Raw genomic sequence first — 25,254 nt, 5'->3', positions numbered from 1 at the left:
GTGGTCCGCTCAGATCACGCCATCGGCGAGCGTCGTCGGGTTGCCGAAACGGTGGTTCGTGATGGAGACGGCCTGCTCGTGCAGGAACGGCAGCAGCTCGACCCGTCCGGCGCCGGTGACGGCGTGCGACCAGACGGCCACGTCCGGTGAACCACCGAGGGCAGTGTGCAGAGCGCCGGCGTCGCCGCCGACCAGACGCACCCGCTGCCAGCTGCGCTCGCCCTTCGCGTAACGCTTGACCCAGGCGGCATCCGACTCGTGCTTCACGGTGACGCCCTCTGCACGCAGCGCCTTCTCGACCCGACCGGGCAGTGCCGGCGCCGACACCGTGAACGAGCTACCGCTGCGCAGAGCGGCGGCAAGCACGCGCACCGTCTCGACGAGAGGTGCGTGCTCAGCGATGCGCACATCGACGTCGACCGGGCGGTAGCGGAACACGTTGCGCTCGACACCGAGCTGCGACTTGTCGGTCACGGCGCCGAACTCGTCGACCCATGCACGCTCATCGGATGCCGTTGCCCGCTGCAGCCAGTCGTTCTCGACCGCATCCAGATCACCGGAGGACGCCTGCACCAGCGACTGCACGGCCGGAACGACCGCCGCACCCGCGGCGGCGGCCGGCAGCTCGGCCGGCGCCCAGTCGCCGAGTCCGAACAGGTAGTTCGGGCCGCCGGCCTTCGCTCCTGCTCCGACGGCGGAGCGCTTCCAGCCGCCGAACGGCTGGCGCTGCACGATGGCGCCGGTGATCCCGCGGTTCACGTAGAGGTTGCCGGCCTCGACACGGTCGAGCCAGGTGGAGACCTCTTCGGAGTCGAGGGAGTGGATGCCGGCGGTCAGGCCGTAGTCGACCGCGTTCTGCAGGCGGATGGCCTCGTCGAGGTTCTTCGCGCGCATGATGCCCAGCACCGGACCGAAGAACTCGGTGAGGTGCGTGGTCGAGCCCGCGACGACTCCGGTCTTCACACCCGGCGTCCACTGCTTGCCGTCGGCGTCGAGCTTCTCGGGCTTCACCAGCCAGCGCTCGCCCTTGTCGAGCGTGGTGAGCGCCTTCAGCAGTTTGCCGGATGCGGGCTCGATGATCGGCCCCATCTGCGTCGTCGGGTCGGACGGCACACCGACGCTCAGCGACGTCACCGCGTCGACGAGCTGGCGCTCGAAGCGCTGCGAGTCGCCGACGGAGCCGACGAGGATCGCGAGAGATGCCGCGGAGCACTTCTGCCCGGCGTGCCCGAAGGCGCTGCGCGCGACATCGGCGGCGGCGAGATCGAGGTCTGCCGAAGGCGTGACGATGATCGCGTTCTTGCCGCTGGTCTCGGCGAGCAGCGGCAGGTCGTGCCGGAACGAGCGGAACAGCTGCGCGGTCTCGTAGGCACCGGTGAGGATGACCCGGTCGACGACCGGGTTCGAGACCAGGCTGGTACCGAGGTCGCGCGACGCGAGGTCGACCAGAGCGAGCAGGTCGCGCGGCACACCGGCAGCCCACAGCGCCTCGACCATCACGGCGCCGCAGCGCTGGGTGAGCTTGGCCGGCTTGATGATGACTGCCGAACCCGAGGCGAGACCGGCGAGTACGCCACCGGCGGGGATCGCCACCGGGAAGTTCCACGGCGGGGTGACCACGGTCACCTTCGACGGCACGAACTCGGCGCCGGCGATGTTCTCCAGGTCGAGGGCGCGCTCGGCGTAGTAGTGCGCGAAGTCGATCGCTTCGCTGACCTCGGGATCGCCCTCGGCGATCGTCTTGCCGGCCTCGTTGGCCATGATCTCCAGCAGCTGGCCGCGGCGGGCCTCGAGCTCGTCACCGGCACGGTGCAGCACCGCGGCGCGATCGCGTGCCGGCAGGGCCGCCCACTTCGCGGCGGCGGCCTCGGCGGCGGCGAACACCTCGTCGAGCTGCGCGCCGGTCTCGACGCGCGCATCGGCGATGGCATCCTGCCCGAGCGTCGTGGCCACCGAGCGACGGAGGATGTCGCGGCCCCACGCGCGGTTCGCGGCGATGGCGGGGTCGGTGTCCGGCTGGTTCTCGAAGCCGTCGGTGGTGGCGGTCTGCGCAACCGCCTCGGCGGCACGGTCCTGGATGCGGTTCGACTGCGGCACCGAGCGGTCGACCTCGAGCGCCGCCAGGGAACGCTCGAAGCGCTCGCGCTCTCGACGCAGCAGCGTGCTGTCGGTCGCCAGCTCGAACACCGCCGACATGAAGTTCTCCTGGCTGGCGTTCTCCTCCAGGCGTCGCACCAGGTAGGCGATCGCGACGTCGAACTCGGCCGGGTTCACGACGGGCGTGTACAGCAGCAGACGGCCGACGTCCTTGCGGACGGCCTCGGCCTGGCCGGTCGCCATGCCGAGGAGCATCTCGTACTCGACCCCGCCGGTCACGCCGCGCGCCTGCGCGAGCAGCCAGGTGTAGGCGATGTCGAAGAGGTTGTGGCCTGCGACGCCGATGCGGACAGCATCCAGACGCTCCGGTGTCATCGCCCAGTCGAGCACGCGCTTGTAGTTCGTGTCGGAGTCCTGCTTGGTCGAGTACGTGGCGAGCGGCCAGCCGTGGATCGCGGCGTCGACCTCTTCCATCGCGAGGTTCGCGCCCTTGACGACGCGCACCTTGATCGGCGCCCCGCCCTTCGCGCGGCGCGCGGTCGCCCACTCCTGCAGGTGCTGCATCGCGGCGAGCGCGTCCGGCAGGTAGGTCTGCAGCACGATCCCGGCCTCGAGGTCCTGGAACTGCGGCTGGTCGAGGATGGTCGTGAAGGCCGCGATCGTCAGATCGAGGTCGCGGTACTCCTCCATGTCGAGGTTGATGAACTTCGCCTTGCCTGCGGCCTCTGCCTTAGCGGCGAGCTCGTAGAGCGGGGTGAGCTTCGTGACGACGTCGGCGACGGCCTCGTCGAACGACCACATCGAGAGCTGGCTGACGACGCTGGAGACCTTGATCGACACGTAGTCGACGTCGTCGCGCGCCAGGAAGTCGTAGGTGCCCTTCAGACGGTGACCGGCTTCGCGTTCACCGAGCACGGCCTCGCCGAGCAGGTTGAGGTTGAGGCGGTTGCCGCTCTTACGCAGCTTCGCGATCGCCGGGCCCAGCTTCGACGGCGTCGCGTCCAGCACGAGGTGGCCGACCATCGCGCGCAGCACGCGACGGGAGATCGGCACGACGATGCCCGGGAGCTTCGGAGCCATGACACCGCCGACGCGGATCGCGGACTGCAGGTACCAGGGCAGGAGCTTCGGCGTGATCGTGGCGAGTTCGGCGAGCTTGCGGCCGGCGACCGAGAGATCTTCGGGGCGCATCACGCCGTCGACGAATCCGACGGTGAATGCGAGGCCGTTCGGGTCCTTGAGAACCTCGGAAAGACGCTGCGCTGCGGGCTCGACGGGGTGCGTCTCGCTCTCGGTGAGCCAGCGCTGAACGAGGGCGGCGACGTCCTCGGTACGGGGGGTGGTGTCGACGACGGTCATTGGCGGGAACCTTCCAGGGATCGCACACCCGGGTCGTGTGCGGCTGGATCATTCTCATCCCGCTCGGTAGGCTCCGTCTATCAACCGATTTGCATGAATTCTGTTCATGTTTGCTGAACAATGGGGAAGCGGATGCTGGACGTCAATCGACTGCGGATGCTGGTGGAGCTCAGCCGCCGCGGAACCCTGTCCGCCGTGGCCGACGCCCTGTCGTACAGCAAGGCCTCGGTGTCGCAGCAGCTGAGTGCACTGGAGCGCGAAGTGGGGGTGCCGCTGCTGCGCCGGGTCGGCCGTGGGGTGCAGTTCACTCCGCAGGGCAACGTGCTCGTCGCGGAAGCGATCGGCATCCTGGATCAGCTCGAGCATGCGCGGATCGCCGTCGCCGAATCGCTGATCGAGGTCACCGGCACGGTGCGCGTCGCGGTGTTCCAATCCGCAGCGCACTCGCTGCTGCCGAGCTCCCTGAAGTCGTTGAAGGAGCAGCATCCGGCCCTGCGCGTCGAGGTGACCGAGTGCGACCCGGAGACTGGGCTCGTCGGCGTCTCCAGCCGCGACTTCGACCTCATCCTCGCCGAGCAGTACCCGGGGCGAACCCGGCCGATCCACGCCGACCTCGATCGGGTGGTCCTCGCCCACGACGCGATCGCTCTTGCCCGCCGAGCCGGCAGCGCCGGGGACGCGGATGCGGTGGCCGCCCTGTGGTCGACCCGTGATGAGCCCTGGGTGCTGGAGCCGGCCGGCACGGCATCCCGCGCCTGGGCCGAGCAGCTCTGCCGCACGGCCGGATTCGAGCCGGACGTCCGTTACGAGATCGCCGACCTCACCGCTCATGTCCGACTGATCAACGCCGGCCTCGCGGTCGGACTGCTGCCGGAACTCGTCTGGGGCGGCGACAGCCCCTCGGTCGACCTCGACGCCCTGCCGGAGACACCACGCCGCGAGATCTTCTCCTCCGCCCGACGCGTCTCCGCCGCCGCCCCCTCGATCCGTGCCGTGCGACGGGCTCTGGAGGATGCGGCCGCCCGCATCCTCCCCGACTGATGACCCACCCCTTCATGCTCAGCGCAGGAGGGGTCGAACATGGTCGCAATTTCCTGAAGGTAGCGGCCATCTGCGACCCCACCTCCATACGAGGGGTCGAACATGGTCGCCATTCCACCAAGGAAGCGGCCATCTGCGACCCCCGCCCAGGGCGTCAACCAGCCGCCCGCAGGAGGGGGCGAACATGGTCGCAATCTCTTGAGGGATGCGGCCATCTGCGACCCCACCTCCTTACGAGGGGTCGAACATGGTCGCCATTCCACCAAGGAAGCGGCCATCTGCGACCCCTCCACTCGCCGCACCCTCCAGACCCCTCACTCAGTGCACGTGCACGTGCTCCGCGCCGTGGCCCGCGGCGACCGGGTCGTCCGCCCGATCCGCGGTCGGCTCGACGAGGGCGCCGGCCGAGTGCGCGAAGCGCCCACCCACGACGGTGATCTCCGCGTGCTCGTCGAGCAATCCCGATGGCTCAGCCTCGTGCCGGTAGAGATCACCCGACCAGACGACGAGGTCGGCGAGCATCCCTCGGCGCACCCGGCCGCGATCCCCCTCCGCGTGCCAGGCACGTGCGCCGTGCACGGTGTACGCCTCCAGCGAGCGATCGATACCGACCCGCTCCGCGGACGTCCAGGCATCCGTGCCGTCCAGGCCCGCCCGCGTCGCCGCGGAGTACAGGCCGATGAGCGGATCCATCTCGCCCACCTGCCAGTCGCTCGAGAACGCGACCGTCGCGCCGCTGTCGAGCAGACTCCGGAACCGCCATGCACGACCCCAGCGCTCCTCACCGACGTTCTCCATCCAGGTCCCTGCGACGAGGTCGGGCGAGCAGTGCCGCGGCTGCATCGCCGCGGTGACCCCGAGCTGCCGGAATCGAGGCAGATCATCCGGATGCAGGCACTCGACATGCACGATGCCGTGACGCCGATCCTGCGTGTCGTTGCGCCGGCCGGCCTCCTCGATCGCGTCGAGAGCGAGCCGGATTCCCGCATCTCCCGTGGCGTGGGTGTGCGTCTGGAAGCCGAGCCGATCGAGCTCGCTGATCACCTCGACGAGCTCACGTCCCGGATAGCTCGCGCGCCCGCGGACGCCAGGCCGGTTGGCGTAGTCGTCGAGCATCAGCGCGGTGTGCGGTTCGATGACATCGTCGGCGTAGAGCTTGAGCGGCCCGAGCCGGAGCAGCCCGTCTGGGTCGGCCTGGGCGTTCGCATCGCTCACCGCCTGCCGCAACGCCTGACGGAAGGCGCCGTCGGCGCCGACCGGATGGAACAGCGCCGTGATGACCCGCGATGACAGCTCTCCTGCGGCGAGCGCACGCTGGAACAGCCCGATCTCGGCGAGCGGCACCTGCGGCTCGACCGCGGTGGTGATGCCGCTGGCGGTGGCCATCCGAATGCTGGAGAGAAGCTTGCGGTAGCGCCGCTCCGGCGAATACATCGGGATGTCCCGTTGCAGTTCGGCGAGACCGGCGGTCGTCATCGCGCTGGTGTAGAAGTCGGTGACCCAGCCGGTCGCCTCGCCGGAGCGCTCATCGCGTTCCGGACGCCCCCAGGCGACGTCGCCTCCGGTGGCGATGCCGAGCACGCTCAGCGCCGCCCGGTTGAGCCACACCGAGTGCTGGTCGTAGGTGGTGACGAACACCGGCCGGTCGGTGAGCCCGTCGAGGTCGGATGCTCGGGGGCGGCGCCCCTCGACGACGGAGTAGACCGCGTTCTCCGCACAGATCCACGACAGCTCTGGGCGCCGGTCGGCGAACTCGGCGATGCGACGGCGCACTTCCGCGAGCGTGGTCGCACCTTCCAGGGACACCGCATCCTCGTCGAAACCGAGCAGCAGGTGATTGTGACTGTCGATGACGCCCGGTGTGAGCAGCCGTCCCTCGGCGTTGATCGTGCGGCGCGCGGCCGGAGCACCCTCGGCGGATCCGACGAAGGCGATCCGGTCGCCGTCGATGCCGACGGCCTCCGCCCACGGCTGCTCCGGATCGAAGGTGCGCACGCGCGCACCGGTGATCAGTGTGTCGACGGTCATGCAGCGACCTCCTCTGCTTCTGCATCCGCCTCGAGCAGATGAATCGCGCCGGGGTGCGTCCGCAGGTACAGCGCGTAGTACAGGAATCCGGCCGCCACGATGGTTCCGGCGATTCCGAGACTGAGCCATTGCGCCGGGTCGAGGATGCCGATGACGAAGATCGTCGCGATGGCGAGCAGCGCGACCACCGGCGGCACCGGCCAGACGGGCATCCGGTAGCTGCCGGGGGCGGCGCCGGACTGCTTGCGGACCACCAGAGCGGCGAGCGCGATGAACCCGTAGGAGAACGCAAGGGTGGAGCCGGTTGCGTTCAACAGGACGTCGAAGGGGACGAAGCAGGCGATGAGTGCGATCACGCCCATCGTGATGGTGGCGGCGACGGGCATCTTCGTTCTGGGCGAGATGCGCGCGAGAGGCCGAGCGAGTGCGGCGGGCAGCGCCTGATCGCGCGCCGCGGCGAACAGCAGGCGTCCTGCCTGCAGCGCGATCGCGATGATCGCGTTGATGATCGCGAGCGCGATGGCGATCAGGATGATCGTCGACACGGTGTCGCCGGCGTGCGCCGAGAGGAAGGACTCCACCGGAAGGTCGGCACCGAAGAGCTCTTCCAGGGATTCGGCGCCGAGCAGGATCGCGGTCAGCGGGACGATCTCGGCGATCACGGTGATCAGGGCGCTCCACAGCAGGGCCTTGGCGATCGTGCGGCGGGCGTCCTTCGTCTCCTCGGCGAAGTAGATCGCCCCGCCGTAGCCGTTGTAGGCGAAGATGCCCTGCGTGACGGCGAGCACGAGGCCGGCGATGCCGAGGGGCGCGAGGCCGCCGGCGGCATCCAGCGCCTGCGGGTCGAAGAGATCCGTGATCGGGCGCTCGATCTGGATGATGCCGAGGAACGCGAGGTAGACGAGGGCCGCCATCTCGATGAAGAGGAACGCACCGGTGACCCAGGCGTTGGTGCGGATGTTGAAGCACGCCGTGATGGTCGCGAGGACAATCACGATCACGGCGGTCCACAGGGGGTCGAGCCCGGCGATCGCGACGCCGAGATAGTCGGCGACGCCGAGGGCGAAGATCGCGATGATCAGCGGAAGCGAGATCAGGCTGATGAAGAACACGGCAGCGCCGGGGGCGGGACCGAGAACGCGGCTCACCAGGGTGTAGTCGCCGCCGGCGAGTGGATGCCGCGAGCCGAGTTCCGCGTAGCAGAGGGCGATGAGCAGGCTGATGACACCGGCGAGGATGAATCCCCAGAAGACGCCGGTGCCGTAACCGGCGAATGCCGCACCGCCGAGGATGAACACACTCGACGCGGGCGAGATGCCGGAGAGGGTGATGAGCACGTTACCGCCGACGCCGAGCGAGCGGGAGAGCTGTCCTCCGTGCGTCGTCGTCGCCGCGGTGTCGAGGGCCGGCGGAGCGGCGCTCGCCGCAGGGTTCGGGTGGGACATCATCGGGCTCTCTTCGTCGTGGATCCGAGTCGGGTAATTCTTTGACTCCAATGTCAAAGAATTACCCGAGTGTGGCACTCTCCTCGGGTAGTGTCAAGGAATGGCGCGACCACGACGACAGGAAGAACGCCGCGCAGCCCTCATCGACGCGACCTACGCCGCGGGCCGGGAGCACGGGCTCCGGTCGCTGTCGCTGACGGATGTCGCTGCGGCCGCCGGACTCACCCGCGGCGCGATCCTGTACTACTACGAGGACCTCGACGCCCTCCTCGTCGAGGCGCATGCCGCCGGCATCCAGAGATTCTGCGATGAGCGAGACGCGGTGCTGGCCGAGATCGAAGACCCTCGGGAGCAGTTCGGCGCCGCCATCGACGCCGGCCTGCCGGACGGGCCGGATGACGCCCTGATGAGCCTGCTCTACGAGTTCGATGTGCTCGCCGGCAACTCGGCCCTGCACGACGAGCTGGTGCAGAAGCTGTACCTGCGCCAGCTCGAGACCTACCGCGGCGTGATCGCCCACGGACGCTCGACGGGCGTCTTCGCCCCGCGACTCGACGACGAGCAGCTCGCGATGACTTTCGTCGCCCTCGAAGACGCCTATGGCTTGCACATCGTCGGCGGCAACGCGCTGATGACGGTACCGAAGGCGGCAGCGGCGATGCGCGCGGTCGCCGAGCAGCTGGGGTGCCCGACCCACGCCTGAGCAGCGATCCGAAATTCGCGGGAATATGCATGCGAATGAATCGGTTGGTCCTGAGGTACCCGGACGATGGAGTCCGATCGACTCCATCCGAAAGGCACTTCTGTGAGCACTCCCATCATCGACCGCACCGCCCCGACCGAGCACGACGTCCTCGACGTCCTCGCCGGGCGCTGGAGCCCGCGCGCCTTCGACGCCGACTCGACGATCGACGAAACCAAGCTCTCCGCAGCCCTCGAGGCAGCCCGCTGGAGCCCCTCCGCCTACAACCTGCAGCCGTGGCGCTTCATCATCGCCCGCCGTGGCACCGCGCTGCACGCGCAGGTCGTCGACTCTCTCGTCGAGTTCAACCAGCTGTGGGCTCCTCACGCCGCCGTACTCATCGTCGCCGTCGCCGAGACGGAAGCCGAAGACGGCACGGCGATCAGCCACGCGGTCTACGACCTCGGCCAGGCTGTCGCTCACCTTTCGGTGCAGGCCCACCACGACGGCCTGCTCGTGCACCAGATGAGCGGCTTCGACCCCGAGGTCGTCCGCGAGTTCGCCGACCTCCCCCCGCGCTTCGCCGCCACCACGGTCATCGCCATCGGTGAACTCGGCGATGCCGAGGCTCTTCCCGAGGGCATCCAGCAGGGCGAGACCGCCCCGCGCGTGCGCCGCGCGATCGACGAGACCGTCATCCTCAGCGCCTGACACCCCCGCCGGCGCTTTTCCCGGCGAGCACGACTTCGGATGCCGCGGCAGAAATGCCGCGGCATCCGTCGTCTCAGTCCTCGAGCAGCTCCGCCTCGATCACGTCGTCGTCCCCCGCGTCTTCGACCGTCGCGGGCGCCGCTGTGAGCACCAGGCCCGAGCCGTCCGCCGCGATGTCCACCCGCACTGTGTCGCCGTCGTGCACACTGCCGGACAGCAGCGCCGTCGCGAGCTTGTTCTGCACTTCGGACTGGATGAGGCGACGCAGCGGACGCGCACCGAACATCGGGTCGTAGCCGCGCTCGGCGAGCCACGTCCGCGCATCGGGGGTGACCGCCAGCGCGAGGCGGCGGTCGTGCAACCGCTTCTGCAGCTGGTCGACGGAGAGCTCGACGATCTGGGCGAGGTCATCCTCCGACAGCGCCTGGAACATGACGATGTCATCCAGCCGGTTCAGGAACTCGGGGCGGAACGACTGCCGCACGAGCGTCATGACGGCGTCGCGCTTCACCTCCAGCGACAGCGCCGGGTCGATGAGGATGGGAGACCCGATGTTGCTGGTGAGGATCAGGATGACGTTCGAGAAGTCGACCGTGCGCCCCTGACCGTCGGTCAGGCGCCCGTCGTCGAGCACCTGCAGCAGGACGTCGAAGACCTCCGGATGCGCCTTCTCGACCTCGTCGAGCAGGATCACGCTGTACGGGCGACGCCGCACGGCCTCGGTGAGCTGACCGCCCTGCTCGTAGCCGACGTACCCGGGAGGAGCCCCGACCAGGCGCGAGACTGAGTGCTTCTCGCCGTACTCCGACATGTCGATGCGCACCATGGCGTGCTCGTCATCGAACAGGAACTCGGCCAGAGCCTTGGCGAGCTCGGTCTTTCCGACACCGGTGGGGCCGAGGAACAGGAACGAGCCGGTCGGACGACCGGGGTCGCTGATGCCGGCGCGCGAGCGGCGCACCGCATCCGACACCGCTCTCACGGCCTCTTTCTGTCCGATGAGGCGCTTGCCGAGCTCGGACTCCAGGTGCAGCAGCTTCTCGCTCTCGCCCTGCAGCAGCCGGCCGACCGGGATGCCGGTCCATGCTGCGATCACCGCGGCGATGTCTTCGTCGGTGACCTGCTCGTTGACCATCCGGCCCTCGGTCGACGTCGCGGCCTCCGCCTGCTCCGCCTCGGCGATGTCACGCTCGAGGCGCTTGATCGTCTCGTACTCGAGCTTGGACGCGCGCGTGTAGTCGGCCTCGCGCATCGCGAGGTCGCGCTGCGTGATCGCATCGTCGAGCTGCTTCTTCAGGTCGCCGACCCGGTTGAGGCCCTGACGCTCGCGCGCCCAGCGCTCCTCCAGCGCGGCCAGTTCCTTCTCCATCGTGGAGAGCTGCTCACGCAGAGTGCTCAGCCGCTCCTTCGACGCGGCATCCTTCTCCCTCTTCAGCGCGAGCTCTTCCAGGCGCATCCGATCGACCTGCCGCTTGAGCTGGTCGATCTCGACGGGCGAGGAGTCGATCTCCATCTTCAACCGCGACATGGACTCGTCGATCAGGTCGATGGCCTTGTCGGGCAGTTGGCGACTGGGCAGATACCGGTTCGACAACGCCGCCGAGGCGACGAGCGCACTGTCCGAGATGGTCACGCCGTGGTGCGCCTCGTAACGGCCCTTGAGCCCGCGCAGGATCGCGATCGTGTCTTCGACGCTGGGCTCGCCGACGTACACCTGCTGGAAGCGGCGCTCGAGCGCAGCATCCTTCTCGATGAACTCCCGGTACTCGTTGAGGGTCGTGGCGCCGATCATGCGCAGCTCACCGCGAGCCAGCATCGGCTTGAGCATGTTGGATGCCGCGACCGACCCCTCGCCGCCGCCCGCACCCATCAGCACGTGCAGCTCGTCGATGAAGGTGATGACCTTGCCCTCGGACTCGGTGATCTCTTTGAGCACGCTCTTCAGGCGCTCCTCGAACTGGCCGCGGTACATGGCTCCGGCGACGAGAGCGGAGATGTCGAGCGAGACGAGTTCTTTGTCCTTGAGCGATTCGGCGACGTCGCCGGCGACGATGCGCTGGGCGAGCCCCTCGACGACGGCGGTCTTGCCGACGCCCGGCTCACCGATGAGAACGGGGTTGTTCTTGGTTCGCCGTGTGAGCACCTGGCTCACCCGACGGATCTCGCTGTCTCGTCCGATGACCGGGTCGAGCTTGCCCTGCCGGGCGCGGTCGGTGAGATTGATTCCGAACTGCTCGAGTGCGGACCGCTGATCTTCCTGTGCGGGGTTGGCCATTTCTTCCTCCTGAGGAATCTCCTTAAAAGTTGAGTCTTATTGACTCAACTTTACCACGGCGTCCCAGATCGCTCGGGCGACCTCTCTCTTCGACCCGGCGGCAGAACCGACGACCGCGCCGCCGGATCCGAGAATGCGTACGGCGTTCTCCGCTGCCTCGAACCCGCGGTCCCAGCCGACCTCGTTCACCACCAGGAGATCGACTCCTTTGCGCTGTTGCTTGCGACGCGCGCGCTCCATCAGCTCGGCGTCGTCGACCCCGCCGCCTGCCTCCGGAGTCTCCGCCGCGAACCCGACGACAACCTGCCCTGCTCGACGGTCACGCACGAGCCCGGCCACGATGTCCTCGTTCTCGACGAGTTCGATCGAGGTCAGAGGCCCCGATTCCTTGGTGAGCTTGTGCTCGGCGACCTCGGCCGGCCGGTAGTCCGCGACTGCCGCCGCCATCACGACGACATCGGATTCCGCGGCCGCTTCGCGCATGGCGGCACCGAGTTCGGCCGCCGCACCGACACCGACGACCCGGATTCGGGGATGCTGCGCCGCCGCGAGCACATCGTGCGACACGTTCGCCGCGACCAGTACCACCTCGGCACCGCGCTCGGCGGCTTCCACCGCGAGGGCGACCCCCTGCCGGCCGCTGGAACGGTTGCCGAGATAGCGCACCGGATCGATCGGCTCCCTGGTACCGCCCGCAGAGACGGCGATGCGGCGACCGTCGAGATCACCAGGCGTGATCGCGGCGAGCGCCGCCGCGAAGATCTCCTCCGGCTCCGACATCCGCCCGGGTCCGCTGTCGCCGCCGGCCAGCTCGCCGTCGGCAGGTCCGACGATGCGCACACCGCGCTCACGCAGGGTCGCGATGTTCGCCTGCGTCGCCGGATGCTGCCACATCTCGGCATGCATCGCCGGGGCGATCACGACGGGCGCGACGGTCGCGAGCAGCGTGGTGCCCAGCAGGTCGTCGGCGAGCCCGGCCGTCATCTTCGCGATCGTGTTCGCCGTCGCCGGTGCGACGATCACCAGCTCGGCCGCCTGGCCGAGGGCCACGTGACGCACCTTGGCGACGTCCTCGTGCACGCTCGTCGTCACCGGATGCCGACTGATCGCCTCCCAGGTGGGGAGGCCGACGAAGCGCAGCGCATCCTCCGTGGGGATCACCGTCACCTCGTGCCCGGCTTTGGTGAGGAGGCGCACCAGGTGCACCGTCTTGTAGGCGGCGATGCCACCGGTGACTCCGACGACGATGTTCACGGTTCGATTCTGCCTGACTGCAGGGCGACCGGGGCCTTCAGAGAGCGCAAACGGCTCGATATCGGACGAGGATTGGTGCGTTTGCGCTCTGTGAAGCGATGGCTCGCTCTTAGACTGACGGTGTGTGCACGGTCATCATTGACATCGCGGATGCCGGTACGGCCCACCTCCTCGCCGTACGCGATGAGGACCCGCAGCGGGAGTGGGATTCGCTCGGCGCCTGGTGGCCCGAGCGGTACCCGGGCGTCATCGGCATCCGGGATCGCCGCGCCGGCGGTGCCTGGCTCGCCGCGAACCCCGCGGAACGCCGACTGGCTGTGCTGCTCAATCGGGCCGACGTCCTCGGTCTTCCGGAGGATCAGGTGCTCTCCCGCGGATCGCTCGCGCTCGAGTCCGTGGTCGGACGGTCACCGGCCGCGCCCCTGCCGATGCACGGCTTCAACCTGCTCGAGGTCGGCCCCGATGCCGCCCGCGTCCTCTCCTGGGACGGTGCGGATCTTCGTGAGACCCCGGTTTCCGCCGGCGTGCACATGATCGCGCACGACGACCTCGACGACGACGCGACCCCGCGGATCGCCGCATGGCTCCCGGAGTTCCAGGCTCTGAGCCGCCCGGAGAGCGATACCGACTGGGCCCGGCCGTGGATCGACCTGCTCGCCAGGAGTGCGCAGCTCCCCCCGGAAGATGACAGGGCGATCATCCGCGACAACCGACCGCACGGCTATCCGACGCAGTCACTGCTGTACTGCACGGCATCCGTGACGCCTGACGGAATCGACGTGCGCGACGTCACCCTGCCCTCGCCCGGGCACTGGGCAGCCTCTTCCTGACCCGGAAGAACCGCGGCTCCTCCGTTCTTGACCATTGCGCATACCGTGCGCCTCGATGCATGATCTTTGTAAAGAAGATTTCCTAATAACCTTCACCGGAGGAATCATGCGTCAACGTAGACCACTTCTCGGCCTTCTGGCCGCCGCCATCGCCATCCCCCTCACCGGCATCGTGGCCATGTCCGCACAGGCCGATACGCCCACCCTGATCTCGAAGAATCGTCCGTCATCGTCCTCCACCACCGAAGGAGCAGGCTTCGAGGCGTCCCGGGCGTTCGACGGCAACGCGACCACGCGCTGGGCGAGCACCGAGGGCGTCGACAACCAGTGGGTGCAGGTCGACCTCGGCGCGGGCTCCACGGTCGACCGGGTCGTCCTGAACTGGGAAGCCGCGTTCGCCTCCGACTACGACGTGCAGATGTCCGCCGACGGCTCCACCTGGACGACCCTTACGCACGAGGCCGCGAGCGACGGCGGAACCGACGAGCACACCGGACTGAACGGCACTGGCCGCTACCTGCGCGTCTACGGCACCGAGCGCGCCACCAGCTACGGCTACTCGCTCTTCGAGGTCGAGGCGTACGGCACCGCCGGCGTCATCAGCACGCCGACCCCGACGCCGACCCCCACTCCGACGCCGACCCCGAACCCCACCGACACGCTGATCACCACGGGCAAGCCGGTCACGGCCTCCTCGGTCGAGGCCGCAGGCCACGAGGCCGGCAAGGCGGTCGATGCGAACGCGACGACCCGCTGGGCCAGCGTCGAAGGCGCCGCACCGCAGTGGATCCGAGTCGACCTCGGCACCGGCGCGAAGGTGAACAAGGTCGTCCTCAAGTGGGAGGCCGCGTACGCCAAGAAGTACACCATCGAGATGTCGAATGACGGCACCACCTGGACGCCGCTCAAGGCCGAGACCGCCGGCAACGGCGGAACCGACGAGCACACCGCCCTCAACGGCACCGGCCGCTACCTCCGAATCAACGCCACCGAGCGCGGCACTGCCTACGGTTACTCGCTCTTCGAACTCGAGGCCTACGGCACCGCCGGCACCCCCGGCGGCGGCAACCCCACCGAGCCGACGGACGGCCCCTGGCCCGGCAGCTCATCGATCTCGACGGTCGATGCATCCGGCACCTTCGGCACCGACATGAGCGGTCTCTCCTTCTCCGACGACGGCACGGTGCTGTGGGCGGTCAACAACGGCAGCGGCACACTCCACCGCCTCACGAAGCAGGGTGCGAACTGGGCACCCTCCTCCGGCTGGTCGGGCGGGCGCACGCTGCGCTTCCCCACTGGCTCGGGAACGGTGGATGCCGAGGGCGTGACCGTGGTCGGCAGCGACGTCTTCGTGGCCTCCGAGCGCAACGCGGCGAGCAAGAGCACCAGCCGCCTGTCGGTCCTGAAGTACGCGACGAGCGGCACCGGCACGATCCCGGCCAGCCGCGAGTGGAACCTCACGAGCGACATTCCGTCGGTGGGATCGAACGACGGCCTGGAGTCCATCGCCTGGATTCCGGATGCCGACCTCACCGCCGCCGGATTGGTCGACCAGAGCACCGGCTCGGCGTACAACCCCGCGAATTACGCGAACCACGGCACCGGCCTGTTCTTCGTCGGCGTCGAGGAGACCAGCGACGTGTACGCCTACGCACTCAACCAGGGAAGCTCGAGCTTCACTCGCATCGCGAAGTTCACGTCGGGCCTGGCGAGCGTGATGGAGCTGGAGTACGACCCGAGCACGAAGACGCTGTGGAGTGTCTGCGATGACACCTGCGACGGCGGACTCGCCGCTCTCAAGGTCACCGCCGGCGCTTTCACGGTGGTCGCGCACAACGACCGCCCGTCCGGCATGCCGAACCTCAACAACGAGGGCTTCGCGCTCGCTCCGCAGTGCGTCAGCGGCTCGCGTGCCGTCGTGTGGGCGGATGACGGCGAGACCGACGGTCACGCACTGCGCGCGGGGTCGATGAACTGCAGCTAGAGAACCGACGACCAGAACGGATGCCGGCGGGCGATCAGGCCGCCGGCATCCGTTCTTCGTCTGCACACGAGAAGCGGGCGCGGTAAGCGGTCGGCGTCACGGCGAGCACACGGGCGAAGTTCTGCCGCAGCACCGCGGCCGAACCGAAGCCGCACTCCTCGGCGATCTGGTCGAGCCCGAAGTCGGTGCGCTCCAGCATCCGCTGCGCGTGGATGATGCGCTGCCGCGCGAGCCAGGCCGCCGGTGTCGCGCCGTACTCCGCCTTGAACCGCCGGGCGAAGGTGCGCGGCGACATCAGCGCCTTGGCGGCGAGCAGGTCGACGGCGAGGTCATCCTTGAGATGCTCGACGGCCCAGTCGGCAACGCTCGCGAGCGAGTCGCTCTCGACGACGGGGATCGGTCGGTCGATGTACTGCGCCTGACCACCGTCGCGCTGCGGGGGCACCACCATGCGGCGGGCGATCCGGTTCGTCACCTCGGCACCGAGCTCCTGGCGCAGCAGGTGGAGACAGGCGTCGAGTCCGGCGGCGGTGCCGGCGCTGGTGATGATGCGGCCGTCCTGCACGAACAGCACGTCAGGATCGACGTCGATCTGCGGGTACATCGATGCCATGACGTCGGCGTACATCCAGTGCGTCGTCGCCCGGCGGCCGTCCAGAACACCGGCGGCCGCGAGGATGAACGAGCCGCTGCACACGGTGAGCACCCAGGCCTCGCGGGCGACCGCGTCGCGAGCGAGATCGAGAAGGAGCGGGTCGATCTTGCCCCAGTAGTCCCGCGGGATCGGGCAGAAGACGACGAGGTCTGCTTCATATGCGAACGAGAGGTCGTGCTCGACATTGATCGAGAAGCCGATCTTCGACTGCACGACGCCCGGCCGCGGCGTGACGATCCGGAAGTCGAAGTTCGGCACGCCGTCATCCGAACGGTCCAGACCGAAAGCCTCGCAGGCGACACCGAACTCGAACGGGGCGAAGCCATCTTGAACCACGCAGGCAACCGTTTTCATGCGTTCTCCCATGCTTGGCAGTTTTCGAACGATCATAGTCATTTCCGCCACTCGTGGCGGAACGGCTTCGACCGTAGCGTTACTGCCATGATACTCCTCATCGCACTCATCGCCATCGCCGCCTGGGCGACCGTCGCGACCGTCCTCGAAGTCCGCCGCGACGGTTACCGTCCGACAGCCACCGACTGGAGCCGCGTCGCCGGTCGCGACTCACTGCACCAGGCCGAGTCCGGACACGTCTACCGCTGAACGCTCTCGGCCGATGCGCTGAGGCGCACCCGGCAGATTCGGATGTCCTCGGTGAAGACGACGGAAGCTGCGTTGGGAGACGCGGCACCTCCACGCAGCACGGTCCCTCGCTCCAGCTGCTCGCCGGCCGCAGTCCGGCCGTCGCCGAGCAGCACGACGAACTCGTCGGGCAGGGTCGGCAGAGCGACCCGCCGCCCGGGCCCCTCTATCCAGAACTCGTAGCGCACCGCATCGCGCGACACCATCAGGTTGACGTCCGTGGCCCCGATGGTGAGCGCTCGCCCCGAGACGGCCGCTTCGCCGGCGAACTCCACGAAGTCACCGGGTCCGAGTTCGCGCTCGACGCCATCCATCCGCAGGGCGACACTTCCCGAGAGCACGATGAGAAGCCGGTCGATCCCTGGCAGCGATGAGAACTCGGCCTCGGTGCCGATGTCGGCCAGGCTGAGCCGCCAGGCGCCGTTGTCGTCGCGGGCGAGTTCTCTGGTCGTACCGAGCCCGTTCGCCCAAGGGGTCGGCACCACCCCACTCGGGCGGATCACGTGCATGGCTGAAGTGCTCACGCACACACTCTAAGCATGATCCTTTGATTTCATCTAGTGGCACGTGTATTTTGTCTAATGGCAATACTTCGAGAACACTGCGGAGACGTCCCCCGTTCTCATCGTCGAAGAAGTCGATCCGGAGACACATGAGCGAACAGTCCACCCGCACCGTCGAACGCGCACTCTCACTGCTCGCGATCGTCTGCGACCGGGGCAGCGCCACCCTCGCCGAGGCATCCCGCGCCGTGGACCTCTCCCCCAGTACCGCGCTGCGTCTGCTGCGCACTCTGGAGGCGACCGGATTCGTGCGGCGCGATGACGAGGCGACCTACCGAGCGGGATCACGACTGATGCAGCTCGGCGCGCAGGCGCTCGGCCACGAATCGCTCATCACCATCTGCCACGACGAGATGGTCGGTCTCGAAGAGGCCACCGGCGAATCCGTGTACCTGAGCGTGGAGGGTCACGCGGCATCCGCCCTCTACATCAGCATCGTCGAGGGGTCGCATTCCGTTCGGCACACGACCTGGGTGGGCCGCACGATTCCGCTCGACGGGTCGGCGGCCGGGCTCGCCCTTCGCGGGCAGACGCCGGAATCGGGATACGTGATCGTCGAGCGGGGCATCGAACGCGACGTGACAGCGATCGCCGCACCGGTGATGGCCTCCGACCGCATCATCGCCGCACTCAGCATCCTGGTGCCCAGCTACCGTGTGACGCCGCAATCGGCAGAGCAGTGCGGACTGCTGCTGGCGGCGGCCGCCCACCGACTCTCGGCCGGGCTCACCAACGGCACCACCCTCGAGAAGCAGTAGGAGAAACTGATGACGAACGATTTCGGCGCACTCCGGCTCCTCGGCGAGATCGAGGACACCGGTCGCGACCCCCACCGCGGCGGATACTCCCGGCACGTCTTCGATGCTGCCGAGCACGACCTGCGCGACTGGTTCATCGAGCGCGCACAGCGTCTCGGACTGAACGTGATCCCCGATCGCAACGGCAACCTGTGGGCGTGGTGGGGTGAGCCCGGCCCCGATGCCTTCGTGACGGGCAGCCATCTCGACTCCGTGCCCGGTGGCGGCGCGCACGACGGCCCCCTCGGCGTGGTGAGCGCTCTCGCCGCCGTCGGACGACTGCAGCAGCGGGGCTTCGTGCCGAACCGACCGTTCGCGGTCACCGTCTTCGCCGAAGAGGAGGGCTCGCGCTTCGGTATCGCGTGCCTCGGCTCGCGGCTGCTCAGCGGCGCGATCTCGGTCGAGCGGGCGGGAGACCTGAAGGACGCCGGCGGCAACCGCTTCGCCGATGTCGCCCGCGCAGCCGGCCTGCCGACCCCAGGACGAGACGCCGAGGCGCTCAGCCGGATCGGCATGTTCGTCGAGCTGCACGTCGAACAGGGCAAGGGGCTCATCGACATGGATGCTCCGGTGGCCGTCGGCTCCTCGATCCTGGAGCACGGCAGATGGCGGATCGACGTGCGCGGCCAGGGCAACCATGCCGGCACCACCGAGATCACCGATCGACGCGACCCGATGCTCGCCGCCGCCGAAGCTGTGCTCGCGGCCCGCAGGGCCGCGTCACGACGCGCGGGATCACGCGCCACGATCGGCCGCATCGAGCCGGTCCCCGGCGGCACGAACGTCATCGCTTCTCGAGTGTCCGCCTGGCTGGACGTGCGCGCCGATTCCGAGCGCGACACCCGCGACATCATCGCCGAGGTCGAGCAGGCCGTCATCGACGCGGCCGCGGCCGAGGGCTGCACTGCCAGCGTCGTCGAGGAGTCGTACAGCGGCGAGGTGCGCTTCGATCCCGCGCTGCGCGATCGCATCGCCGCGACGCTCGGGAACGTTCCAGTGCTGCCGACCGGCGCCGGTCACGACGCCGGCGTTCTCGCCGCTCACGTGCCGACCGCGATGCTGTTCGTGCGCAATCCCTCCGGCGTCTCGCACGCACCGGAGGAGGGCGCGGATGACGCGGCTGTGGAGGCAGGGGTCGACGCGCTCGTGCGCACGATCGAGGAGCTGGCGTGAAGGTCTGGGTCGATCGACTGATCCGCGACGGCGTCGTCGAGCGCGGGGTGCTGTTCGAGGCGGATGACGCGGGTACGGTGCTCTCCGAGACGACGACCGAAGCGCCGGCCGACGCTCTCCGGCTCGATCTCGCCGCCCCGGGCTTCGCGAACGCACATTCGCACGCGTTCCACCGTGCGTTGCGCGGTCGCACGCACGAGTCCGGTTCGTTCTGGACGTGGCGCGAGCTCATGTACCGGGCCGCCGGACGGCTCGACCCCGGCAACTACCGCGAACTCGCCACCGGCGTCTTCGCCGAGATGGTGGCGTCGGGGTGGACCGCGGTCGGCGAATTCCACTACGTCCACCATCGGCCGGACGGCACCCCCTATGAGAACCATGCGATGGAGCTCGCCCTCGCGGATGCGGCGACGGATGCCGGCATCCGCCTCGTGCTGCTGGACACGTGCTACCTGACCGGCGGGATCGGCACCCCGCTCTCTCCGGAGCAGGCGCGCTTCGGCGATGGGAATGCCGCGTCATGGCTGTGTCGCTGGCACGCGTTGCGCGATGCCCTGGCCGACCGCGCGCCGTTGGTCACCCTGGGAGCAGCCGTGCATTCCGTGCGGGCCGTCCCCCGGGAGGAGATCGCCCGCATCGCGCGCGAGCTCCCCGCCGACGTGCCATTGCACATCCATCTCTCGGAGCAGCCGGCCGAGAACGAGGCCTGCGTGGCGGCGTACGGTCGCACGCCCACAGAGCTGCTCGCCGCCGAGGGACTCCTGGCGCCGCGCCTCTCCGCGGTTCACGCGACGCACCTCACCGAGAACGACATCCGGCTGCTCGGCGACGCGGGCGTTCACGCCGTCTTCTGTCCCACCACCGAGGCCGACCTCGGCGACGGCATCGGGCCGGCGACCGAACTCACCGTCGCCGGAGCGAAACTCGCGGTCGGCTCGGATCAGAACGCCGTCGTCGACCCCCTCCTGGAGCTGCGCGGCTTGGAGGCCGGCGAGCGCCTGCGGTCGCTCCAGCGCGGTCGCATCGCGCCGGCCACCCTGTGGAGCATCGGGTCGGCGGGTGGCTATTCCTCACTCGGCCTGGCACCCGCAGCGCGCGTGGGCGGACCCCTCGACCTCGTCGAGCTCGACACGATGTCCCTTCGCACGTCAGGCAGTCGAGCGGAGCAGCTTCCCCTCACGGCGACGGCATCAGACGTGCGCCGCGTGATCATCGGCGGGCATCCCATCCCGATCGATGCGCACGCGACCGCCGCGCGCCTCGCACGCTCGATCTCGTCCCTGTTCGGGGAGGATGCCCGAACGCACGGGTGAAACCTCGGGTATATCGTCGATTCATGATCCCGCTCGACAACCTGCTGGCGTTCCTCGTCACCGCTGTCGTGATCATCGTGATCCCCGGCCCGAGCGTGCTGTTCGTCATCGGCCGATCGATCGCCCTCGGCCGCCGAGCGGGAGTGCTCAGTGTGATCGGGAACGCGCTCGGCACCGTTCCGGCCGTCCTCGCCGTGGCATTCGGGGTCGGCGCCATCGTGGCGTCGTCCGTCGTCGCGTTCACGGTGATCAAGATCGTCGGAGCGCTCTACCTGGTCTGGCTCGGCATCCAGGCGATCAGGCACCGCAACGACCACTCGACCGGTGCGATCGGAAATGCTCCGACGTCGGCCGTGAAGCTGCTCCTGCAGGGGTTCATCGTCGGCCTGACGAACCCGAAGACGATCGCGTTCTTCGTCGCCGTCCTTCCCCAGTTCGTCGACGCCGCCGCCGGGCCGGTATGGATGCAGTTGCTGCTGCTCGGGCTGACCTTCCAAGCGCTCGCACTCGTCTGCGACAGCGTTTGGGCGCTCGCTGCCGGAACCGCGCGCACCTGGTTCGCCCGGTCGCCCCGACGAATCTCTGCGCTGTCCGGGACCGGCGGCGTGATGATGATCGGACTCGGCGGCACCCTCGCGCTGACCGGTGCGAAGAGCTGATGAAGGCCCACCGGCCAGGGCAGCGGACTACGCTCGTCGCATGAGCGACCCTCAGCAGCCCCCCGTTTCCCCGTACGCCTCGGGCGACCACAGGTACCCGCCCGCGACACCGCAGCCCGCCTATCCGCCGGCCCCTCCGCAGCCGGGCTCTCCCCTGGCCGGCCAGCCTCAGCCCGCTCACCCGACCTATCCGACCCACCCGACCTATGGCGCGCAGCCGCCCGCGGCGTCCGGCAATGCGCTCGGCAGGGCCGCGTTCCTCATCGCGCTGATCACCTTCGGCATCGGGCTCCTGGGAACACTGGCGATTCCGCTCGTGTACACCGTCGGCATCGGCACCGTCTTCGTCGAGATCATCACGAGCGCCAGCGGCCTGATCTCGGTGATCGGATATGCCGCCGCACTAGTCCTCGGGATCGTGGCCCTGCGTCGTCCCGCTCCGCACATCCTCGCCGGGATCGCCATCGGCATCGCTGGCAGCGGCATCGTCGGCACCGCGGTCGCGTGGATCGCGACGTTCTTCTACCGGTTCATCTGAGCGGCGAGCACTCGCTCGTAGATCTCGATCATCGCCGCCGTGCGGGACGACTGCAGGAATGCCTCGGCCACGTCCGGCAGGGGCATGGGCGCAGTGCCTTCGGCGATGTCGGATGCCGCGCGCCGCAGCGTCTCGGCGAGCGCTGCCGCACGCTGGGCTTCCCGCTCGGCTGCTGAACTCGACGAGGCATCCGGAACAGCCCAGAGTCCGCCACCCAGCTCCGCCGCGATGTCGGGGTCGCTGATCACCGAAGGCGTTCCCAGGGTCGCGGCCTCGAACGGCGTCATCCCCTGCGTCTCGAAGCCGATCGACGTCTGCACCAGCGCGTCGGCCGCGGCGATGCGCGCCAGCGTCTGCGGGTAGGTGAGCCGGCCGGCGAAGCGCACGTTCGGCTGCCCGGCGACGATCTTCTCGGCGGCCGTCCGCTGCGCGCCACCGCCGATGATCTCCAGCTCCGCATCCACCCCAGAGGCCACGAAGGCCTCCAGGAACGGGAGCAGCCGTTTCTCCGGGCTCATCCGTCCCAGCCAGATGAAGCGCGGCCGTCCCGGCGCTCGCTCGGCGGGGGCCGCAGTGAGGGTGGCGGCCCGCACGTCGTCATCGATTCCGTTCCAGACGATGTCGACCGATTCGAAGACGCCGTTCTGCTCGAGGCGGTGGGCGAAATGCGTCGAGGGGGCGGTCACCGCGGCGGCACCGACCGCGAGACCGCGCAGGTACGCCCAGCCGTCGCTGCCCGAGACCGGTGCGCCGATTCCGCGCAAGGCGCGGCGCCGCCAGGCATTCAACGCCGCGAGCACCGGGCGATGCAGCGGCGTCACCGCGGCGATGCCGACATCGACGCGGTTGTGCATCGTGTGCACCACCGGGATGCCGTGCCGGTGGGCGTAGCGATGACCGACGAAGGCGCCCCAGAAGTCGGCCTGCACGTGCACGAGATCGGCGGGCGGGCGATGCCTGAGCGCACGATCGAGGAATCGGTCGGTGCGGCGTCCTGGCCAGCTCATCGAGTATTCGCGGTCCAGCGTGATCGGCACCGACGGCAGATCCAGGTACGCCGCATCGACGGCACCGGATCGCTGTCCGTGCATCCGCGGCGCGACGACCGTCACCGTGTGACCGGCACGCTCCAGGAACTCGCGCTGCAGCCGCATCGACACCTGCGCACCGCCGAGCGAGTCCAGGTGCTGATCGCCGAAGAAGACGATGTGCATGATTACGCGGGCAGCGGCTCGTCGCGGTACAACGCCTCGAAGGTGTCGAGGGTGCGGTTGATGTCGTGGATCGCGACACCGTCGAGCGATGCCTGCTGCATCCGCTCGTACTCAGCGGGCTCTGCCGTCATCACGTCGGTCAGGCGAGCGGTCAGCTCTGCGACGTCGCCCGGCTGGAAGAGGTACCCGTTCTCGCCGTCGTGCACGAGGTGCGGGAGAGCGACCGCATCGGCGGCGACGATCGGGAGCGCCGAGGCCATCGCCTCCATCGTGGCGATCGACTGCAGTTCGGCGATCGACGCGATCGCGAACACGGACGCCCTGGACAGCAGCGCCCGCAGTTCGGCGTCATCGATGCGCCCGTGGAAGACGACGCGATCGGCGAGCCCGAGCTGAGCGGCGAGGTGTTCGAGAGCCTTGCGCTGATCGCCACCGCCGACGATGTCGAAGGTGACCTCGAGAGTCGGGTCGAGCGATGCGATCGCCTTGAGGATGACGTCGATCTGCTTCTCCGCAGTGAGTCTCCCGACGAAGACCACGCGGTTCTTCTCGCGCACGCCGATCACCGGCGTGTACTGATTGCGGTCGATGCCGCAGCTGATCGGGATCACGCCTTCGATGCCGATCGTGCGCTCGAGGAAGTCCGCGGCACGGCGGGTCGGCGTGGTGACGGCGCGGGCGCCCCCGAAGGTGCGACGCCCATCGGCCCAGGCAAACTTCACGATGTTGCGGTCGACGACGTCGGGGAAGATCGAGTGGTCGAGGAGATTCTCGGCCATCACGTGGTTCGTCGCGATCACCGGGATGCCGCGCTCCTGGGCGATCCTGGCAAGACCGCGGCCGATGATGATGTGCGACTGGATGTGCACGACGTCGGGCTGCACCCGATCGAGCACCTTGCGCGCATAGTGCTTCGCGCGCCACGGCCAGACGAAACGCAGCCAGTCATGAGGAGGCCAACGCACCGACGGCAACCGGTGCAGGGTCATCGGCTCGCCTTCGACCACCTCGGTGCGCGGCTGGGCGCGGCGATACGCCTGGTTGGGGGCGGCGACGTGCACCTCGTGGCCCCGCTGGACGAGACCGGCGGCGAGACGCTCGGCGAAGCGGGCGGCACCGTTGATGTCGGGAGCGAAGGTGTCACAGCCGAGCACGATCTTCAGAGGGCGTCCGGGGGTGGGGGCACTCGACGGGGCGATCGAGTCGATCGGATCGTCGGAGGAGGTCACAGACATGCTGCCTTACGGTACGGCGGCCAAGGGAAGCCCTGGTCGGGGCGCTGGCCACTCTACCCGAGGGGCCTGTTCGCGCCGCCCCGCCATTCCGGCGCCCCCAGCCTCCGCATCCGTTCTCCGCGTACCGTGGGGGTATGCGACTGACCTCCGACGCCGATGCCGCGCTGTGGATCCCCGTGACCGATTCGTTGGGCTGGAAGGGACGCCGGCATCGCAAGGCGGCGATCCGGATGCTGCTGAGTCAGATGAACGGCGCGATGGGTGCGGTCGAGCGACCCGGGTCGAAGTTCGGCGCGTGGGCGATGAGCCAGGCGGCGCCGCTGCTCATGAAGCGGGCTGATGGCCGGGTGCTGGTGTGGACCTGGAAGGCCGAGCCCGACCTGATCGTCGCGATGGCGACCGCGCAGGCCCTGACTCCGGATCTGCGGATCGCGCGGGCGTCGATGCCGATGGACTACGACGACACCGAATCGTTCCGCAGCAGCAGTCTCGGCGTGGGCGAGAAGCTGGTCGTGCCGGTGCCGCAGACGCCGGCGTCGCCGCCGTTCGCCTCGTACACCTGGGACACCGGCACGCATCTCGTCACGCTCACCGCGATCTGCAGCGATCGCGAGCGCTTCGGCACGTTGATGGGCGCTTTGGATGACCTCGCCCGCAGCATCCGGGTCGCCGACGACGTGACCGGCGGGGAATCCCCCGACGTCCTGAGGCTCGACCCGGCCTGAGTATTTAATGAAGAAGGGTAATCATGTAGTAGGG

The 25,254-nt window shown here is 68.8% G+C and carries 21 protein-coding genes; 12 read left to right on the top strand and 9 right to left on the bottom strand.

All coding sequences use genetic code 11. From position 1 onward, the window contains the following. Positions 1-9 precede the first annotated feature (9 nt). Positions 10-3,456 (bottom strand): bifunctional proline dehydrogenase/L-glutamate gamma-semialdehyde dehydrogenase, encoded by a 3,447-nt coding sequence (locus MRBLWO13_RS06285; RefSeq protein ID WP_341977083.1) that lies wholly within the window; start codon positions 3,454-3,456, stop codon positions 10-12. 132 nt (positions 3,457-3,588) lie between these two features. On the opposite strand from MRBLWO13_RS06285, the gene MRBLWO13_RS06280 reads away from it, so the two are divergent. Beyond that, the gene (locus MRBLWO13_RS06280; protein ID WP_341977081.1) at positions 3,589-4,497 is read left to right on the top strand and encodes a LysR family transcriptional regulator; all 909 of its coding nucleotides are present in this window, start codon (positions 3,589-3,591) and stop codon (positions 4,495-4,497) included. A gap of 318 nt (positions 4,498-4,815) precedes the next feature. On the opposite strand, the gene MRBLWO13_RS06275 is transcribed toward MRBLWO13_RS06280, so the two are convergent. Continuing rightward, entirely contained in the window at positions 4,816-6,525 is a 1,710-nt protein-coding gene (locus MRBLWO13_RS06275; protein WP_341977080.1) for an amidohydrolase, read from the bottom strand. Further along, positions 6,522-7,973 (bottom strand): APC family permease, encoded by a 1,452-nt coding sequence (locus tag MRBLWO13_RS06270; protein ID WP_341977078.1) that lies wholly within the window; start codon positions 7,971-7,973, stop codon positions 6,522-6,524. Before MRBLWO13_RS06270 ends, MRBLWO13_RS06275 begins: the two co-directional genes overlap by 4 nt. A 97-nt stretch (positions 7,974-8,070) precedes the next feature. On the opposite strand from MRBLWO13_RS06270, the gene MRBLWO13_RS06265 reads away from it, so the two are divergent. Both MRBLWO13_RS06265 and MRBLWO13_RS06260 read left to right on the top strand, forming a co-directional pair. Beyond that, positions 8,071-8,673, top strand: coding sequence for a TetR family transcriptional regulator (locus tag MRBLWO13_RS06265; protein ID WP_341977076.1), 603 nt, complete (start codon positions 8,071-8,073; stop codon positions 8,671-8,673). A 102-nt stretch (positions 8,674-8,775) separates the two neighbouring features. Next, a complete protein-coding gene (locus tag MRBLWO13_RS06260; RefSeq protein ID WP_341977075.1) occupies positions 8,776-9,363 on the top strand; it encodes a nitroreductase family protein in 588 nt (195 codons plus the stop codon). Positions 9,364-9,436: 73 nt separating this feature from the next. Here MRBLWO13_RS06260 and MRBLWO13_RS06255 read toward each other — a convergent pair whose 3' ends face one another. Both MRBLWO13_RS06255 and coaBC read right to left on the bottom strand, forming a co-directional pair. Continuing rightward, positions 9,437-11,638, bottom strand: coding sequence for an AAA family ATPase (locus MRBLWO13_RS06255; protein WP_341977073.1), 2,202 nt, complete (start codon positions 11,636-11,638; stop codon positions 9,437-9,439). 36 nt (positions 11,639-11,674) lie between these two features. Further along, the gene (gene coaBC, locus MRBLWO13_RS06250; RefSeq protein ID WP_341977071.1) at positions 11,675-12,892 is read right to left on the bottom strand and encodes a bifunctional phosphopantothenoylcysteine decarboxylase/phosphopantothenate--cysteine ligase CoaBC; all 1,218 of its coding nucleotides are present in this window, start codon (positions 12,890-12,892) and stop codon (positions 11,675-11,677) included. Positions 12,893-13,014: 122 nt separating this feature from the next. Here coaBC and MRBLWO13_RS06245 point away from each other — a divergent pair, with 122 nt between their 5' ends. Both MRBLWO13_RS06245 and MRBLWO13_RS06240 read left to right on the top strand, forming a co-directional pair. Next, positions 13,015-13,722 (top strand): NRDE family protein, encoded by a 708-nt coding sequence (locus MRBLWO13_RS06245; protein ID WP_341977069.1) that lies wholly within the window; start codon positions 13,015-13,017, stop codon positions 13,720-13,722. Positions 13,723-13,828: 106 nt separating this feature from the next. Then, complete coding sequence (locus tag MRBLWO13_RS06240) at positions 13,829-15,706, top strand: discoidin domain-containing protein (protein WP_341977067.1); 1,878 nt, start codon at positions 13,829-13,831, stop codon at positions 15,704-15,706. 34 nt (positions 15,707-15,740) lie between these two features. Here MRBLWO13_RS06240 and MRBLWO13_RS06235 read toward each other — a convergent pair whose 3' ends face one another. Beyond that, positions 15,741-16,715, bottom strand: coding sequence for a helix-turn-helix domain-containing protein (locus MRBLWO13_RS06235; RefSeq protein WP_341977065.1), 975 nt, complete (start codon positions 16,713-16,715; stop codon positions 15,741-15,743). 87 nt (positions 16,716-16,802) lie between these two features. On the opposite strand from MRBLWO13_RS06235, the gene MRBLWO13_RS06230 reads away from it, so the two are divergent. Next, the gene (locus MRBLWO13_RS06230) at positions 16,803-16,964 is read left to right on the top strand and encodes a hypothetical protein (protein WP_341977063.1); all 162 of its coding nucleotides are present in this window, start codon (positions 16,803-16,805) and stop codon (positions 16,962-16,964) included. Here the strand turns inward: MRBLWO13_RS06230 and MRBLWO13_RS06225 are convergent. After that, the gene (locus MRBLWO13_RS06225; RefSeq protein WP_341977061.1) at positions 16,955-17,527 is read right to left on the bottom strand and encodes a HutD family protein; all 573 of its coding nucleotides are present in this window, start codon (positions 17,525-17,527) and stop codon (positions 16,955-16,957) included. The two genes, MRBLWO13_RS06230 and MRBLWO13_RS06225, sit on opposite strands and share 10 nt — an antisense overlap. 128 nt (positions 17,528-17,655) lie before the next feature. Between MRBLWO13_RS06225 and MRBLWO13_RS06220 the strand changes: the two genes are divergently transcribed. Genes MRBLWO13_RS06220 through MRBLWO13_RS06200 form a run of 5 tightly spaced genes read left to right on the top strand, consistent with a single transcriptional unit; the run spans position 17,656 to position 22,046 of the window. Further along, on the top strand, positions 17,656-18,324 hold the full coding sequence (locus tag MRBLWO13_RS06220; RefSeq protein WP_341977059.1) for a helix-turn-helix domain-containing protein: 669 nt from the start codon (positions 17,656-17,658) through the stop codon (positions 18,322-18,324). Between the two features lie 9 nt (positions 18,325-18,333). Then, entirely contained in the window at positions 18,334-19,536 is a 1,203-nt protein-coding gene (locus MRBLWO13_RS06215) for an allantoate amidohydrolase (RefSeq protein ID WP_341977057.1), read from the top strand. Continuing rightward, the gene (locus tag MRBLWO13_RS06210) at positions 19,533-20,849 is read left to right on the top strand and encodes a formimidoylglutamate deiminase (RefSeq protein ID WP_341977055.1); all 1,317 of its coding nucleotides are present in this window, start codon (positions 19,533-19,535) and stop codon (positions 20,847-20,849) included. Before MRBLWO13_RS06215 ends, MRBLWO13_RS06210 begins: the two co-directional genes overlap by 4 nt. 23 nt (positions 20,850-20,872) lie before the next feature. Next, positions 20,873-21,508: a LysE family translocator gene (locus MRBLWO13_RS06205; RefSeq protein ID WP_341977053.1), complete on the top strand. Its 636-nt coding sequence runs from the start codon at positions 20,873-20,875 to the stop codon at positions 21,506-21,508. 40 nt (positions 21,509-21,548) lie between these two features. Beyond that, positions 21,549-22,046, top strand: a complete 498-nt coding sequence (locus MRBLWO13_RS06200; RefSeq protein WP_341977051.1) for a hypothetical protein — start codon at positions 21,549-21,551, stop codon at positions 22,044-22,046. On the opposite strand, the gene MRBLWO13_RS06195 is transcribed toward MRBLWO13_RS06200, so the two are convergent. Beyond that, entirely contained in the window at positions 22,031-23,260 is a 1,230-nt protein-coding gene (locus MRBLWO13_RS06195) for a glycosyltransferase family 4 protein (RefSeq protein ID WP_341977049.1), read from the bottom strand. The genes MRBLWO13_RS06200 and MRBLWO13_RS06195 overlap by 16 nt on opposite strands. Positions 23,261-23,262: 2 nt before the next feature. Then, entirely contained in the window at positions 23,263-24,495 is a 1,233-nt protein-coding gene (locus MRBLWO13_RS06190; protein WP_341977047.1) for a glycosyltransferase, read from the bottom strand. 134 nt (positions 24,496-24,629) lie between these two features. Between MRBLWO13_RS06190 and MRBLWO13_RS06185 the strand changes: the two genes are divergently transcribed. Then, a complete protein-coding gene (locus MRBLWO13_RS06185; protein WP_341977045.1) occupies positions 24,630-25,220 on the top strand; it encodes a hypothetical protein in 591 nt (196 codons plus the stop codon). Positions 25,221-25,254: the final 34 nt, after the last annotated feature.

The organism is Microbacterium sp. LWO13-1.2, from assembly GCF_038397725.1.
GTDB lineage: Bacteria > Actinomycetota > Actinomycetes > Actinomycetales > Microbacteriaceae > Microbacterium.
This window is presented reverse-complemented; position numbering and strand designations above follow the sequence as displayed.